Source organism: Microbacterium sp. NPDC089987, from assembly GCF_044748505.1.
Taxonomy (GTDB): domain Bacteria; phylum Actinomycetota; class Actinomycetes; order Actinomycetales; family Microbacteriaceae; genus Microbacterium.
In genome coordinates, this window is sequence record NZ_JBIVGE010000002.1 from 423,684 (window position 1) to 438,564 (window position 14,881).

The following is a 14,881-nucleotide window of genomic DNA, read 5'->3' on the forward strand; positions in this document are numbered from 1 at the left end:
ACAGGACGGGATCAGCGCAGAGCGGGCACGCCGGCGTCATCCATCGCGCCGGTGAGCCTGTCGAGGAAGCGGACCACGGCAGCGTGCTCGACATCTGTGAGATCCGCTGCGATCTCGCGGGTGGCCTGCTGGAAGGCGAGCACCGGGGCGCCCACCGTCTGCTCGGCGAGTGGTGTGGCGCTGATCACGAGACTGCGACGGTCGGAGGGGTGTCGTACGCGCTCGATGGCGCCTGCTCGTTCCAGACGGTCCAGCAGTGCAGTCATCGACGCCGACGTGACGCCGAGATGCTTTGACAGTGCGGTGGGGGTGACGGTGTGGCCATTCCCTGCTGCCGTCAGCAGGAACTGGATGATCCTGATCTCGTTGTCAGACATCGATGACGAATCGCGAGCACGTGCGTGCATCGCATCGTCCGCCTCCTGATATCGGCGAAGTGCGTCGATGATCTGGTTCGCGGAATCCACCTCAACGGTCATGGACACCTCCTTGCTCCGATCATAGCCCAACATGAAGTGTGACAGATATGTAGTTTGACAAACTACTTTTGACCTGAGTAAGTTTTCTCACATCGGATACCCCCGACCTGAGGAGTTGAAATGGGCACGCTGCACTACGGAGCCACCGGCGAAGCGATCGAGATGCCGGACCGCATCCTCGCTCACCTGAAGGTTCTCGTCTCTACCAAGCTGCGCCGCAACGAGAGCTTCTCGCTCTCGTGGGACCGCCTCACCGACGGCACGGTCGAGCGGTCCAGCATCTGGCTGCACTGCTCCATCCCGCTGCAGTTCAAGATGGACGCCGAGGCTGCCAAGCAGCTCGACCGCGGCTACCTGCAGCAGCTCGCCGACCAGGCGAACTCGTCGGCAGGTGTCGTCATCGATCTCTGCGACCAGGTCGCCGAGCGCGAGATCTCCGAGCTCGACATCCGCACCCCGGCACTGGCGCGTGTGGCATGACCATCGCCGAGCACCCCGCAGGTCGCCTGTACGTTCCCGGAGCAACCGCCACCGCTGAGCCGCTCACGCCGACGGTCACCGTCATGCCGCGTGCGGTGACGTGGAGCAAGGTGGACACCGGCTTCTACGTCGCCTCGAAGGCGGGCGAGTACGTCGGCTCTGTCGACACGACCCCGGACGGCCACTTCGTGGCCTTCGACGCGACGAGCGCCCCCATCGGCCGCTACACCGAGCTCTCCACCGCGAAGAGCGCTGTGCTGTCGTGGAAGCCCGAGCGTACTCGCATGCGCGATCGCCGCGTCGGCCGGATCGTGCACCCCATCGCCGCATCGGCGGGACTGGTCGCCGGTGTGACCGCCGCCTTCGGCGCGCTGCTCACCGTCTTCCCGGCTTGACGCCCCGTCCGAGGCTCGTCAGGCCGAGGCAGGTGGGCCGAGGTCAGTGGGCTAGAACGACCGCGTCCGTCTTCTCCTGCAGGAATGAGCGGAGTTCGGCGAGGGCCGTGACGTCCTGTGCGAGCTGGCGAAGGGCGACGTCATCGAGGTCGAGCGTCTCGCTGCGGCCCTCGAAGGTGACCACCCAGGTGGGCTGGCCCTGGCGGATCTCGGGGTGCACGAACGTGATCGTGCTGACAGAGCGCAGCGTGACGACCACTATTCCGGAGTTGGGTCCGGCCTCGAAATTCTTGTCCAACACAGCGACATCCAGCGAATCCGCGCTGTGCGACGCGATGTACTCGTTGACCCAGCTTTCCACCCTGGTCCGGTCGCGATATGGCATTAAGGCACCTGCATTCGTTCGATGAGCGCACACGCGCTCTCTCTGAACCGTAGTCGACTGTTCTGACCGAGGGGCACAACGCCCCCCGGCAGTACATATTACGCATCCTTGTTTCGCCACTTGTCAGAAGCGGCGGGGTAGAATCACGCGTTCACGGGTTCCCTCCGCGCCAGTCGCAGCCAGGTCTCGATGACGGTGTCGGGATTCAGCGAGAGGGATTCGATGCCCTGCTCGACCAGCCATTCTGCGAACTCGGGGTGGTCGCTCGGTCCCTGGCCGCAGATTCCGATGTACTTGCCATGGCGTCGGCACGCCTCGATCGCCATCGACAGCAGCTTGAGCACCGCGGGGTCGCGCTCATCGAAGGTCTCTGCCACAAGCGAACTGTCGCGGTCGAGTCCCAGAGTCAGCTGGGTCATGTCGTTCGAGCCGATCGAGAAGCCGTCGAAGTGCTCGAGGTAGTCGTCGGCCAGCAGGGCGTTGGTGGGCACCTCGCACATCATCACGACCTTCAGATCGTTCTCGCCGCGCTGCAGGCCGTTCTGGGCCAGCAGCTCGACGACTGCCTCTCCTTCTGCGACCGTTCGCACGAACGGCACCATCACCTGCACGTTGGTGAAGCCCATCTCGTCGCGGACGAATCTCAGCGCCTCGCACTCCATCTCGAAGCACTCGCGGAAGTCGGGTGAGATGTAGCGGGAGGCGCCGCGGTACCCGATCATCGGGTTCTCCTCATGCGGCTCGTAGCGCTCACCGCCGATGAGATTCGCGTACTCGTTGGATTTGAAGTCGCTCATCCGCACGATCACCGGTTCAGGGGCGAACGCGGCGGCCAGCATCGAGACGCCCTCGACGACCCGCTGCACGAAGTAGTCCCTCGGCGACGGGTACGCGGCGATCCGAGCATCCACCTGCCGGCGCAGGTCGTCGGGCAGCGAGTCGTGCTCGAGCAGGGCGCGGGGGTGGATGCCGATCTGGCGGTTGATGATGAACTCGAGCCGCGCGAGGCCGACGCCTCGGTGCGGCAGGCGAGAGAACGAGAAGGCCTGATCAGGGGTCCCCACGTTCATCATGATCTTGACCGGCGCCTCCGGCATGCTGTCGAGCGCCGTCTCCTCCTCGGCGAACGGCAGGATGCCTTCGTAGACGACACCGGTGTCTCCCTCGGCGCACGAGACGGTGACCGGCTGTCCGTCGGTCAGCACGCGAGTCGCGTCGCCGGTGCCGACGACAGCGGGGATGCCGAGTTCGCGGGCGATGATCGCCGCGTGGCAGGTGCGACCGCCGCGGTTGGTGACGATGGCCGACGCGCGCTTCATGATCGGCTCCCAGTCGGGATCGGTCATATCGGCCACCAGCACGTCGCCGGTCTGGAACTCGCTCATCTGCGTGGCATCCCGCAGCACGCGAACCGGGCCTGCGCCGATGCGCTGACCGATCGCACGACCCTCGACGGCGACGGGGCCCTTCTCCTGCAGGCGGAAGCGGCGCATGACGTTCGCCGACGCCCGGGACACGACCGTCTCAGGGCGGGCCTGCAGGATGTACAGCTGACCGTCGACGCCGTCCTTGCCCCACTCGATGTCCATCGGTCGGCCGTAGTGCGTCTCGATCACGAGCGCGTGCTCGGCGAGTTCGGTGATCTCGGCATCGGTGATCGAGAACAGGGGGCGGTCTTCGGCAGGCACGTCGACGAAGGCGGTGCTGGCGCCTGCTTCTCTGCTCTCGGTGTAGCGCATGGCGATCGCCTTCTCGCCAACCGAGCGCTTGAGGATCGCCGGACGGCCGGCGCGCAGCGCCGGCTTCGACACGTAGAACTCGTCGGGGTTCACGGCGCCCTGCACGACGGCCTCGCCGAGCCCGTACGAGCTGGTGATGAACACGGCCTGATCGAAGCCGGACTCGGTGTCGACCGTGAACATCACGCCCGACGAGCCGACGTCCGAGCGCACCATGCGCTGCACGCCGGCCGAGAGCGCGACCTCGTCGTGGTCGAAGCCGTGGTGCACGCGGTACGCGATCGCGCGGTCGTTGTACAGCGAGGCGTACACGCTTCGGACCGCGGTGAGAACGTTCTCGATCCCGCCGACGTTGAGGAAGGTCTCCTGCTGGCCGGCGAACGAGGCATCCGGAAGATCCTCCGCCGTCGCAGACGAGCGGACGGCCCACGTGACGCCATCGGGATCGGCGTCCTTCGCCACGAGCCGGTCGTAGGCGTCACGGACATCGCGCTCGAGATCAGCGGGCAGCGGGTGCTCGATGATCCACGCGCGGATCTCGGTGCCCACCAGGGCGAGACGCGTGACATCGTCGGTGTCCAGCCTCGCGATCGCGTCGCGGATGCGCTCGCGAAGCCCGTCGTGAGCGAGGAAGCGACGGTAGGCATCCGCCGTCGTGGCGAAGCCACCCGGCACCCGCACGCCGAGCTCGGCGAGATTCGAGATCATCTCGCCGAGCGACGCGTTCTTGCCGCCGACCTGGGGGAGGTCGGCCATTCCGATCTGATCGAACCAGAGGATGTTGGTCACGAGGAGCTCTTTCGTCTTGGTGAGCGGCGAAGGCCGAGGGCGTGCAGGATCACTGCGGACATCTCCTCGACGCTCTTCGTCGAGGAGTTGAGGAACGGGATGCCGTTGCGCGCGTAGAGCCTCTCGGCGCGGCGCAACTCGGTGGTGCACTGCGCGAGGCTCGAGTAGCGCGAGTCGGGGCGGCGCTCATGGCGCACCTGGCTGAGGCGCAGCGCGGTGGTGGTCAGGCCGAAGCAGCGCGAGGTGTACTTCCTGATGAGCGGTGGCAGCTCGTCGGTGGGGAAGTCGTCGTCGGTGAGCGGATAGTTGGCTACCAGCAGGCCGTACTGCAGGGCGAGGTACATGGTGGTGGGCGTCTTGCCGCAGCGGCTCGGGGCGACGATGATCACGTCAGCCAGGTCGAGGGCGCGGCTGCTCTGGCCGTCGTCATGCTCGATCGCGTACTCGACGGCCCGCATGCGGGCGAAGTACTCCGTCGCATCTCCCAGGGTGTGGAACTGGCCGAGCTGCTCGGACGGGGGTGTGCCGAGAGCTTCGGCGAGTTCGCTCAGGTGGCCGCTGAGCAGGTCGATATGCGTGGCGGGCACGGCGGTGAGCACCGTGCGGACAGCGGGATTCTTGGCGGTGGTGAACACGAGCGGCTCGAGCCCGTTGGCCGCATCCTGTGCGATCTGCTCGGCGACCGTCGTGGCGGCATCGACCGAGTCGACGAACGGCACCGTGTGCTTGACGAAGACCATGCCGGGGAAGTTCGCCAGCAGGGCGTTGCCCAGTGTCTCGGCGGTGATGCCGGTGCTGTCCGACACGAAGTACGCGGCGCGCACGCTGCGCGTCGTCATGTCGGTGATGGTCGTCTCGGCCATGAGGCGACTCTATGGGGAGGAAGTGCCGAACCTTCAGGGGCTGTGCCCGCAAAGATCGCAGGAACTTAACTCTCCCGCAAGAGTGGTGCTCCGCTCTCGGATTCACCTGCGGCGGTCGCTAGAGTGCGGATATGAGCGAGCAGAACGCGGAAGACCTGGACGGCCTGGACGAGGCGCTCATCGAGCGGCTGCGCGACGGCACCGCCACCCGAGCCGACGAGATCGCCAAGCTGCAGCACCTGCGGCGTCTCGCGCTCGAGCGCGACGACGCGGATCGCATCGAGGAGCTCGACATGCGACTGAGCGTGCTGCGCGTCGGCGAATAGCGGTTCCGACCCGGGATCTCAGCTCAGCGCGGCGATGGCCTCTCGCAGGATGCCGCCGGTGCGCTGCAGTGCGTCGGCAGCGGATTCTGCAGAAGCGCCGGTCAAGAGCGTGAGCAGCGCCAGCTTCACCGAGCCGCCCGCCGCCTCGAGCGCGGACGCCGCTTCGTCGACCTCAACCCCGGCGAGCCCGGAGACCGTGCGGATCGAGCGGGCATGCAGCTTCTCGTTCGTCGCGACGAGGTCGACCATGACGCCTCGGTAGGTCTTGCCCAGCTTGATCATCGAGAGCGTGCTGAGCATGTTCACCACGAGCTTCTGCGCGGTGCCGGCCTTCAGGCGCGTGGATCCTGAGACGAACTCCGGCCCGGTGACGACCTCGATCGCGATCTCGGCCGCTGCACCGATAGCCGAACCGGCGTTCGAGGCGATCGCCACGGTGAGCGCTCCTGCTGCTCGCGCGAAGGTCAGGCCGCCGACGACGTAGGGGGTGCGACCGGATGCCGAGATGCCCACCACCGTGTCGTCCGCCGAGAGCTCCAGCTGGCGCAGCGACGCCTCCGCGGCCTGGTCGTCGTCCTCGGCGTTCTCCACTGCCGAGCGGATGGCGGTCTCGCCTCCCGCGATCAGTCCGACGACCATCGACGGGTCGGTGCCGAACGTCGGCGGGCACTCGCTGGCATCCAGCACGCCGATGCGCCCTGCTGTTCCCGCCCCGATGTAGATGAGCCGGCCGCCCCGCCGGAAGCGGTCGACGATGCCGTCGACCGCTGCGGCGATCTCGGGCGCCTTCGCGGCTACCGCGTCGGGCACCCGGCGATCCTCCGCGTTCATGCTGCGTACGAGCTCTTCGGTGGCGAGCAGGTCGAGGTCACCGCGCTCGGGCGTCGAGGCCTCGGTGTCGAGGCTCGAGAGCACCCCGAGAAGGGCGGCGAGGGAGCTGTCGTCATTCGGCACGGTGCACGAACCTTTCGTGAGGCAGATCGCGGCGGGTCATCAGAAGCTGGGCTCCGGTCAGGGCATCCCCGACCGCAGGCGCGACGCGGCGATCGGCGCTCGAGAGAGCGTCGGTGAGCCGCTCGCGGAACCACGGGTGCTCGGTGAGGCCGCCGTGCAGGGCAACCTCACGGGCTGATGCGGAGGCAGCGACGGCGGATGCCGTGAGCAGGCGGACTGCTTCGAAGGCGATTTCGAGGGCGACAGCGTCACCCTGTTCCGCGCAATAGAGAACCAGCGGCGCGAGGGTTGCCAGCGCTCGCGGGAGTGGATGTTGAGCGAGGGTCCACGACAGAGGGTCAGAGGCCGGCGCGATGTGCGCGGCGACGGCATCCTCGAGCGCGGTCGACGGTCCGAGCCCGACCGCGGCGCGCTGCACGGCGCGGATGGCTTCCCGGCCAAGCCACGACCCGCTGCCGAAGTCGCCGATGTCGGGTCCCCATCCGTCGACGAGGCGGATGCCGTCGGAGTCGACGCCCAGTGCGACGGCGCCCGTGCCCGCGATCAGCAGCACGCCTGGAGCGCCATCCAGCGCACCGATGTGCGCCGTGACCACGTCCGATGCGACGGCGACTGCCGCGCCGGTCGCCGCGGCCAGCGTCTCGGCGAGCTCTCTCGCGGCAGCCGGGGCGGTCCAGGCGCCGGCGGCACCGACTCCCAGGGAGTGGGGCATGGGCCCGGGGTCGAGCAGCGCGAGGATCGACTCTGCGGCGGCTTCGACGCCGTCTGGCGCTGCGAGGCCGGGGGTTCCGTCTCCCGCACGAGTGACGTGTCCTGACTCGTCGCTCACCAGAAGGCGGCATCGGGTCTTGCCCAGGTCGATCGCTGCGATCGCGCCCGCAGTGCTCATCTTTCCCCTTGGCCCGTGGCTCATTCAGGAAGACTCTATCGATGGAGGGGCTGACGGGAATCGAACCCGCGCTGTCTGCTTGGGAAGCAGAAGTTCTGCCATTGAACTACAGCCCCGCACGCCTCACGGCGCGTGGCAAGCATAACAAACCCGCGGCGAGTGCCCGCGCTACGTCTGCGACCCGCCGAGCTCGCCGATCTCGGTGACCGTGCGGGTCGCGGCATCCCAACGGCGGATGGCGCGTGCGGTGCCTCGGATCTCGCCGCCGACGAGGCCGAGCGCCCTTTCGAGGTCTTTCGTGCGGACGCGGCGGGCGAGGGTGACGTGCGGCGTCCACGCGCCGGGAGCCGTGTGAGCGCCGTCGTCCGCTTCTGCGGCCGCCGATCCGATCGCCGCGTGCACGTCGCGGTGCAAGCTGAGCAGGTCGTGCGACGGGACGACACTGCGCGCGAGCACCCGTCGGTCGCCGGTGCCGAACAGCAGGGGAGCACCCAGGCGCACCTCGAATGCCGTGCGTCCGGCGAACGCGCGCGGGTCGAGCGCCGGCAGGTCCACGCCCACGAGCAGCGTGATGTGCGGCCGGTTGGTGGCGGACCGGTGTGCGGCGAGACTCGACAGTCCGGCGGCGGCGAGCGCCTCCCACTCCGTGCGCACCGCCGACTCGGTCGGGCCGTCGAGCAGCAGTTCGATCGAGACCACCGGCGCCTGCCTCATGAGCAGAGAATAGTGCGGCTGCACGGACGACAGCACCGTTACGCTGAACACGTGCTTCTCAGCGACCGCGACATCAGAGCAGAACTCGCAACGGGCCGCATCGGACTGGCTCCCTACGACGAGCAGATGGTGCAGCCGTCGAGTGTCGACGTGCGCCTCGACCGCTACTTCCGGCTGTTCGACAACCACAAGTACCCGTTCATCGATCCCTCCGAGGATCAGCCCGAGCTGACCCGCCTGATCGAGGTCGCTCCCGACGAGCCGTTCATACTGCACCCGGGCGAGTTCGCCCTCGGTGCGACGTTCGAGCAGGTCACCCTGCCCGACGACGTCGCCGCGCGGCTCGAGGGCAAGTCGTCGCTCGGACGCCTCGGCCTCATCACGCACTCGACAGCCGGGTTCATCGATCCGGGATTCAGCGGGCACGTCACGCTCGAGCTGGCGAACGTCGCGACCCTTCCCATCAAGCTGTGGCCCGGAATGAAGATCGGCCAGTTCTGCTTCTTCCGCCTCACCTCGCCCGCCGAGAACGCGTACGGCTCCGGCCCGTATGGCAATCGGTATCAGGGGCAGCGCGGGCCGACGGCATCCCGCTCCTTCCAGAACTTCCACCGCACCGACGTCGGCACCACCGACGCAGGATCACTAGGAGGCTGATGTGAGCGACCCGTCGAGAGACGCCGAAGACACGGCGCGGGCGATGCCGGCGCAGGTCGTGCCGGAGCCCGTCGCGACGGACTCGACCGCGCCGGAGCACGATGCACCCGAACCGGTCGTCCCTGAGCTCGATGAGCCGGAATCGGTCGTGCCCGACCTCGACGTGCCCGAGGCGTCGATTCCGGATGCGGTGATCCCAGAGGTCGCCCTGACCGAGCCGGTGATCCCGCCCGCGCCGCCTGAGGAGCCGCTGACGCGCGCCACCCGCCGCCCACCGGTGGCCGAGAAGCTCGCCGCGTCGGCGTCCGCGTCTGCCTCGGCGCCGACATCCGACCCTCGACGGACCGCCCCGCCGCCCGATCCGGCCGTCGTGCCGCCCGCGGCGGGAGCGACGCCAAGCGACTACCGCGGCTGGACCGTCGCGATCTTCAGCTTCCTGGCGCTGCTCTTCGCCGGCGCCGTCGTCACGATCGGCGTGCTGCTCAGCTGATTCGTCGCTGCGGACCTGATCGCTGAGCGCAGCGCAGACGGAAAACTCCGGTGAGCGGCAGCCGCCGCCAGCGTTTCCCCCCTCATCGCACGCTGCCAGGTCAGTTGTGTACGGCCACCGGCTCCGGCGCGTACATAACTGACCCGCGGGGGTGGCGGATGCCGGACCAACCGCCGGTTCCCGTCGCCCGGCACGGTGCCGCGGTCGAATACGTACGCCTACGGGCTCCGCGGCGTACGTAAGTGACCCCGCAGCGGAGGAGGGATGCCCACCGTCCAGCCCGTACGTCGTCCAGGGCGGTGCCGGGTCAAGTACGTACGTCTACTGGCCCCGTTGCGTACGTGAGTGACCCCGCACGGGGGATGGGCGCGCCGGCCAGCCGCTTCCCGCCGCCCGAGGCAGTGCCGGGTCAACTGCGTACGTCTACCCGGCCCGCGGCGTACGCAACTGACCCCGGACGAGGTGCGCCGGACGACGGACCTCATCGCCGGGCGCTGTCAAGGCCGTCGTCTCGCCCGGCAGGGCCGCCTACGGTCGGCTTCCATGAGCGCCGAGCACACATCCACACCTGACGGACACGAGCGGACACACCAGGTTCTCGTCGTCGGCGGCGGCAACGGCGGACTGTCGGTCTCGGGGCGACTGCGCCGTACCGGGGTCACCGACATCGCCGTCGTCGAACCGTCGCAGACCCACTACTACAAGCCGCTCTTCTCGCACATCGCCGGCGGCACCGCCCGCGCGAGTGAGGCGGTGCGTCCGCAGGCAGATGTCTTCCCCGACGGGGTGGAGTGGATTCCGGATGCCGTGAGTGCCGTCGATCCTGAGAACAGACGGGCGCACCTGGCATCCGGTGACACCGTCTGGTACGACCAACTGATCCTCGCCCCGGGCATCCGGAACGACTGGGATGCCGTGCCCGGCCTCGACGAGGCGATGAACTCGCCGCACGGCGCCTCGAACTACGAGTTCGGGCTCGCGCAGAAGGCATCCGGGCTGCTGCGCTCGGTGCGCTCGGGCACCGTCGTCTTCGTGCAGGCGCCCGGACCGGCCTCCTGCGCGGGAGCTGCTCAGAAGCCGATGTACCAGGCCTGCGCGTACTGGCGCGCGACGAACGTGCTGCACGACATCCACGTGGTGCTGCTCGTGCCCACGCCGACGATCTTCGGCATCCCCGAGATCGATGCCGAGCTGCAGCGCAGCATCGACGAGTACGACATCGACGTGCGCACCGGCGCGCGGCTGCACGAGGTCGACCCTGAGAGCCGCACGGTCGTGTTCGATGCCGACGACGGCGATCGGCAGCAGCTGCGCTACGACCTGCTCATGGTCGAGCCGCCGCAGAAGGCTCCCGAGTGGATTCGCGCCAGCGGCCTCGCCGATGATGACGGCTTCGTCGCCGTCGACCCGCACATTCTGCGATCCACCCTGCACCCCGAGATCTGGGCGCTGGGCGACGCGGCGGGCACGACGAACTCGAAGTCGGGCGGTGCGCTGCGCAAGCAGGCGAAGGTGCTCGCCGAGAACGTCGGCGCCGTGCTCGAGGCTCGCGACCCGGCATCCGCCTACGACGGCTATGGCGTCTGCCCGTTCACCGTCTCGCGCTCGACGGCGGTGTTCGCCGAGTTCGACGACCAGCTCCGTCTGAAGCCCACGCTGTGGCGCAGCTCGTACCGCGAGAGCCGGATGAACTGGATCATCGACCGGCAGATCTTCCCGGAGGTCTACTGGCGCCTGATCCTGCAGGGCCGGGCCTGAGGCGCAGTCAGGTCTCGGCGCCTGCTCGCCGCGGCTCGCGTCCCCGCGGCTGCGACGGGCGCGGTCCGGGATCGGGCAGGGCCGGGATGTCCAGGCGGCGGGGCTGTCCGGCTTCCAGCGTGATCTCCTCGTCGAAGTGCCGGATGCCCAGCGCGGGGCCGTCTGCGAGCCGGTAGGTGACCGCATCACGCTGCACCTCGACCCGGAGGGTGCGGCCGCGCACCAGCATCCCGAACGAGAACGCGGTCATCGGCGGCGCGACCCGCGGCGCGAAACGCAGCATCTCGCCGTCGTCGCGCATGCCGCCGAAACCGCACACGAGCGCGTTCCACACACCGGCGTGCGCGGCGACGTGCAGCCCCTCGTCGACGTCGTCCTGCAGATCGTCGAGGTCGATGGTGGCCGCCTCGGCGAAGTAGTCCATCGCCAGGTCGAGCTGACCGACGCGGGCGGCGACGGTGGACTGCACCGATGCCGACAGTGACGAGTCGCGCACCGTCAGCTCGTCGTAGTAGGCGAAGGCGCGCGCCGTCTCCTCCGGCGTGAACGCGTCCGGTGCGATCTGCAGGGCGAGCACGAGGTCGGCCTGCTTCACGACCTGCTTGCGATACAGGTCGAAATAGGGGAAATGACTCTGCAGCGGATACTGGTCGTCGCGGGTGCCCTCGAAGTCCCACCGTTCCTTCGCGTTGAATCCGGCGGACTGCTCCGGGATGCCGCGGGCCGCGTCCCAAGGGAAGGCCATGGCGTCGGCGGTGGTCGTCCACCGGGCGATCTCCTCCGGTGTGACGCCGAGAGCGGATGCCGGATCGCGGTGCCGCCGCGAGGCGTCCGCCGCCGCGCGGAGGTTGCGCTGCGCCATGAGATTGGTGAAGAAGTTGTCGTCGACCAGGGCGGAGTACTCGTCGGGCCCGGTCACGCCGTCGATGTGGAAAGCTCCGTCGTCGTCCCAGCGCCCGAGGGTGCACCACAGTCGCGCGGTCTCGATGAGGATCTCCACACCCTTCTCCCGCTCGAAGTCCTCATCGCCGGTCGCCCGCACGTAGCGCACGACGGCAGCCGCGATGTCGGCGTTGACGTGGAAGGCGACGGTTCCTGCCGGCCAGTAGCCCGAGCACTCCCGGCCGTCGATCGTGCGCCAGGGGAACGCGGCCCCGGCGAGGTGCAGCTGCTCGGCTCTGCTGCGGGCATGGTCGAGAGTGGAATGCCGCCAGAGCAGCGCGTCTCGCGCCGCATGCGGCGCGGTGTAGGTGAGCACGGGCAGCACGAAGGTCTCGGCGTCCCAGAAGGTGTGGCCCTCGTATCCGACACCGGTGAGCCCCTTGCCGGGGATCGAACGCACCTCGGCGCGCGCGGCGGACTGCAGCACCTGGAAGAGCGAGAAGCGAGCGCTCTGCTGCAGCCGCTCGGCACCCTCGATCATCACATCGGCCCGGCCCCAGAACTCGTCGAGGTACTGCCGCTGCTCGTCGACCAGCCCGTCCCAGCCGATCTCGATGGCCGACTGGACAGCCGCCTCCGCGCGGTCCCGCAGGGCGACGTCGTCGAGCGCGGGCGACCATTCGTGACCGACGCACTTCACCAGCCCGATGCTCTCACCGGGCTCGAGCCTGGCCCGCATGGTGGTGCGGGCGAGATCGGCGGTGACCTCGGTGTGCGGCTCGGGTGCGTTCGCCTGCGACGCCGTGACGAGGTGATCGGCCGCGACCGCGACGGCGATGCGGCTGCGCCTGGTGCGCTGCACGAGGGTGGCACGGCCACCGGCCCCGTGATGCGAGACGGGCTCGAAGGGGTCACGCAGAGCATCCATCACCCGAGGATCGGAGTGCACCTCGGGCAGCGGCTCATCCGCGATGATCTCGGACAGCAGCGTCACCTCGACGGCGGCGTCGCCCGCGGTGACCTCGTACCGCACGGCCGCGATTGAGCGGTGGGTGAACGACACCAGGCGCTGCGACGCGATGGTCACCGTGCGGCCGGCGGGAGAGGTCCAGGTGGCCTCGCGATGCAGGATGCCCGTGCGCAGGTCGAGGTGCTGCCGGTGCTCGACGAGCGCTCCGGTGCGGATGTCGAAGGGCTCGTCATCGACGATCAGGCGGATGACCTTGCCGTCGGGCACGTGCATCACCGTCTGGCCGTGCTCGGGGTATCCGTAGCCGTCTTCGGCGTAGGGCATCGGATGCTCTTCGAAGACGCCATTGAGGTAGCTGCCCGCAGCCGCGCTCGGATCTCCCTCGTCGAGAGTGCCGCGCCACCCGATGTGCCCGTTCGACAGCGAGAAGACCGACTCCCGATGAGCCTGTCCGCGCTCCTCCCAGCCGCTGTTCTGCACGCAGGACCAGCCGATGCCCCACGGGTGCACGTCGAAGCGGTGGGTAGTCATATCGCTCCTGTCCTCGCCTCGACCGACGCCGGCGCGTTCAGGCTCCGACGTCCTTCGGGAACCGCACGCACAGCAGCAGCACGAGTCCGATCAGCAGCACCACGGCGATGCCCAGCACGCCGTAGACGATGCCGCCGAACCAGGCGAGGAAGAGCGACCAGGCCAGCGGCGACAGGAACGACGCCACGCGACCGGTCGTCGCGTACAGACCGAAGATGGTGCCCTGCTGGCTCGGCGGGGTGAGGCGGGTGAGCAGGCTGCGGCTGGATGCCTGGGTCGGGCCGACGAAGGCGCACAGCAGCAGGCCGCAGATCCAGAACACGATGGTGCCGTAGTCACGCAGCGCGTAGACCACGAACGCCATCACGACCAGACCGGACAGGGCGAAGATGATGAGGCGGCGCGGGCCGATGGCGTCGTCGATGCGCCCGGCGAGCAGCGTCGAGACGCCCGCGACGAGGTTCGCCGCGAGCCCGAAGATGATCACCTCGAGGAACGAGAAGCCGAAGCCCTGCGCGGCGAGCACCGCACCGAACGCGAACACCCCCGCGAGGCCGTCGCGGTAGACGGCCGCGGCGAGCATGAACCAGAACGTCGGGCGGTTGGTGCGGTAGAGCCCGGCGATGCTGTGGGCGAGCACGACGTACGAGCGCAGGAAGCCGACCTTCTCGGCCGTGTCGTACGACGGGGACTCGGGCACGTTGCGGAACATCGGGATCGAGAACACGATCGTCCACACCGCGCAGATCACCGCGACGAGTTTGAACGAGAGCGCGTTGTCCTGCCCGACGAGGAAGAGCACCGGGATGCACACGACCAGCGCGACGACGCCGCCGATGTACCCGAGCCCCCAGCCGAGGCCGGATACGCGGCCCACGTTCTTCGGCGTCGACACCTCCGAGAGCATCGCGTAGTAGCTGACGTTGCCGATCTCGCTGACGACGGCCGCGATCGCGACGGCGAACGCGCCGAACCAGAAGAACTTCGGGTCGGCCTCGACGAAGAAGAGCGAGAACTGGATGAGCGCGATCGCGATGGTCGCCCCGATGACCCACTTCTTCTTGCTCCCGCGCGCGTCGGCCTGCTGACCGAGCACCGGTGCGAGCAGCAGGATCAGGATGCCGGCAGCGAAGTTCGCCCAGCCCCACCACTCCGACAGGTCGGTGAGCCCGTGGCAGTACTCGGATGCCGCGTACTCCGACTTGTTGCAGTTCATGTACGAGCCGTCGGACAGCATCCCGGATTCGCGCACGGACGGCTCGAGGAACATGCGCGAGGTCAGGTACAGCGCGATCCAGACGAAGGTGAGGATGACGGTGTTGAACGGCTGCAGCGCCCAGTCCCACATCGCCCACGAGACGACCTGCTTCTTGGTGGCTTGGTGCGCCGAGCCATCATGCTCTCGGCCGAACGCCGCGACGGCTCCCGTTCTGGCGGTCGGCGGGGGTACGGCGGCGGCATCACGACCGGTCATGGCCGTCACGCTACCGGATGCCGGTGTCGCGTCCATCTCTGAGCCTCGGTGCGGCGGGCCGGGTCAGCCGATGCGTGACCGGGCGTTCGAATGTCGGTGGCCAGCG

General features: G+C 68.5%; 15 protein-coding genes and 1 tRNA gene. 6 read left to right on the forward strand and 10 right to left on the reverse strand.

Going from position 1 to position 14,881, the window contains the following annotated elements:
* Positions 1–11: 11 nt before the first annotated feature.
* Complete coding sequence (locus tag ACIPV2_RS09745) at positions 12–479, reverse strand: MarR family winged helix-turn-helix transcriptional regulator (protein WP_400840716.1); 468 nt, start codon at positions 477–479, stop codon at positions 12–14.
* Between the two features lie 120 nt (positions 480–599).
* On the opposite strand from ACIPV2_RS09745, the gene ACIPV2_RS09750 reads away from it, so the two are divergent.
* Together ACIPV2_RS09750 and ACIPV2_RS09755 are read left to right on the forward strand one after the other, a co-directional pair.
* Positions 600–959 carry a hypothetical protein gene (locus tag ACIPV2_RS09750; protein WP_101187568.1) on the forward strand — a complete coding sequence of 120 codons (360 nt, stop codon included), beginning with the start codon at positions 600–602 and terminating at the stop codon, positions 957–959.
* Positions 956–1,354, forward strand: coding sequence for a peptide ABC transporter permease (locus ACIPV2_RS09755; protein ID WP_400840718.1), 399 nt, complete (start codon positions 956–958; stop codon positions 1,352–1,354). The genes ACIPV2_RS09750 and ACIPV2_RS09755 overlap by 4 nt, the downstream gene beginning before the upstream one ends.
* Before the next feature lie 43 nt (positions 1,355–1,397).
* Here the strand turns inward: ACIPV2_RS09755 and ACIPV2_RS09760 are convergent, their stop codons facing one another.
* The 3 genes from ACIPV2_RS09760 to ACIPV2_RS09770 all read right to left on the reverse strand — a co-directional run bounded on the left by ACIPV2_RS09760 (position 1,398) and on the right by ACIPV2_RS09770 (position 5,130).
* Positions 1,398–1,655 carry a hypothetical protein gene (locus ACIPV2_RS09760; protein ID WP_400840720.1) on the reverse strand — a complete coding sequence of 86 codons (258 nt, stop codon included), beginning with the start codon at positions 1,653–1,655 and terminating at the stop codon, positions 1,398–1,400.
* Between the two features lie 227 nt (positions 1,656–1,882).
* The gene (ppsA, locus tag ACIPV2_RS09765) at positions 1,883–4,267 is read right to left on the reverse strand and encodes a phosphoenolpyruvate synthase (protein ID WP_400840722.1); all 2,385 of its coding nucleotides are present in this window, start codon (positions 4,265–4,267) and stop codon (positions 1,883–1,885) included.
* Entirely contained in the window at positions 4,264–5,130 is an 867-nt protein-coding gene (locus ACIPV2_RS09770) for a pyruvate, water dikinase regulatory protein (protein ID WP_400840724.1), read from the reverse strand. Before ACIPV2_RS09770 ends, ppsA begins: the two co-directional genes overlap by 4 nt.
* A 131-nt stretch (positions 5,131–5,261) precedes the next feature.
* Here ACIPV2_RS09770 and ACIPV2_RS09775 point away from each other — a divergent pair, with 131 nt between their 5' ends.
* On the forward strand, positions 5,262–5,456 hold the full coding sequence (locus ACIPV2_RS09775; RefSeq protein WP_101187572.1) for a hypothetical protein: 195 nt from the start codon (positions 5,262–5,264) through the stop codon (positions 5,454–5,456).
* Between the two features lie 18 nt (positions 5,457–5,474).
* Here the strand turns inward: ACIPV2_RS09775 and murQ are convergent, their stop codons facing one another.
* From murQ to ACIPV2_RS09795, 4 genes are all read right to left on the reverse strand, one after another.
* Positions 5,475–6,410 carry an N-acetylmuramic acid 6-phosphate etherase gene (gene murQ / locus ACIPV2_RS09780; protein ID WP_400840728.1) on the reverse strand — a complete coding sequence of 312 codons (936 nt, stop codon included), beginning with the start codon at positions 6,408–6,410 and terminating at the stop codon, positions 5,475–5,477.
* The gene (locus tag ACIPV2_RS09785; RefSeq protein WP_400840730.1) at positions 6,400–7,299 is read right to left on the reverse strand and encodes an N-acetylglucosamine kinase; all 900 of its coding nucleotides are present in this window, start codon (positions 7,297–7,299) and stop codon (positions 6,400–6,402) included. The genes murQ and ACIPV2_RS09785 overlap by 11 nt, the downstream gene beginning before the upstream one ends.
* A gap of 42 nt (positions 7,300–7,341) precedes the next feature.
* Positions 7,342–7,415: transfer RNA gene (locus ACIPV2_RS09790), tRNA-Gly, on the reverse strand.
* A 52-nt stretch (positions 7,416–7,467) separates the two neighbouring features.
* Positions 7,468–8,013 carry a 2'-5' RNA ligase family protein gene (locus tag ACIPV2_RS09795; RefSeq protein WP_400840732.1) on the reverse strand — a complete coding sequence of 182 codons (546 nt, stop codon included), beginning with the start codon at positions 8,011–8,013 and terminating at the stop codon, positions 7,468–7,470.
* A gap of 51 nt (positions 8,014–8,064) precedes the next feature.
* Here ACIPV2_RS09795 and dcd point away from each other — a divergent pair, with 51 nt between their 5' ends.
* The 3 genes from dcd to ACIPV2_RS09810 all read left to right on the forward strand — a co-directional run bounded on the left by dcd (position 8,065) and on the right by ACIPV2_RS09810 (position 10,918).
* Positions 8,065–8,670 (forward strand): dCTP deaminase, encoded by a 606-nt coding sequence (dcd, locus tag ACIPV2_RS09800; protein ID WP_400840734.1) that lies wholly within the window; start codon positions 8,065–8,067, stop codon positions 8,668–8,670.
* 1 nt (position 8,671) lies between these two features.
* Positions 8,672–9,160: a hypothetical protein gene (locus ACIPV2_RS09805; protein WP_400840736.1), complete on the forward strand. Its 489-nt coding sequence runs from the start codon at positions 8,672–8,674 to the stop codon at positions 9,158–9,160.
* Positions 9,161–9,703: 543 nt separating this feature from the next.
* On the forward strand, positions 9,704–10,918 hold the full coding sequence (locus ACIPV2_RS09810; protein WP_400840738.1) for an NAD(P)/FAD-dependent oxidoreductase: 1,215 nt from the start codon (positions 9,704–9,706) through the stop codon (positions 10,916–10,918).
* A 7-nt stretch (positions 10,919–10,925) separates the two neighbouring features.
* On the opposite strand, the gene ACIPV2_RS09815 is transcribed toward ACIPV2_RS09810, so the two are convergent.
* Positions 10,926–13,301 carry a glycoside hydrolase family 65 protein gene (locus ACIPV2_RS09815; protein WP_400840741.1) on the reverse strand — a complete coding sequence of 792 codons (2,376 nt, stop codon included), beginning with the start codon at positions 13,299–13,301 and terminating at the stop codon, positions 10,926–10,928.
* Between the two features lie 37 nt (positions 13,302–13,338).
* Positions 13,339–14,775 (reverse strand): MFS transporter, encoded by a 1,437-nt coding sequence (locus ACIPV2_RS09820; protein WP_400840743.1) that lies wholly within the window; start codon positions 14,773–14,775, stop codon positions 13,339–13,341.
* Between the last annotated feature and the right edge of the window lie 106 nt (positions 14,776–14,881).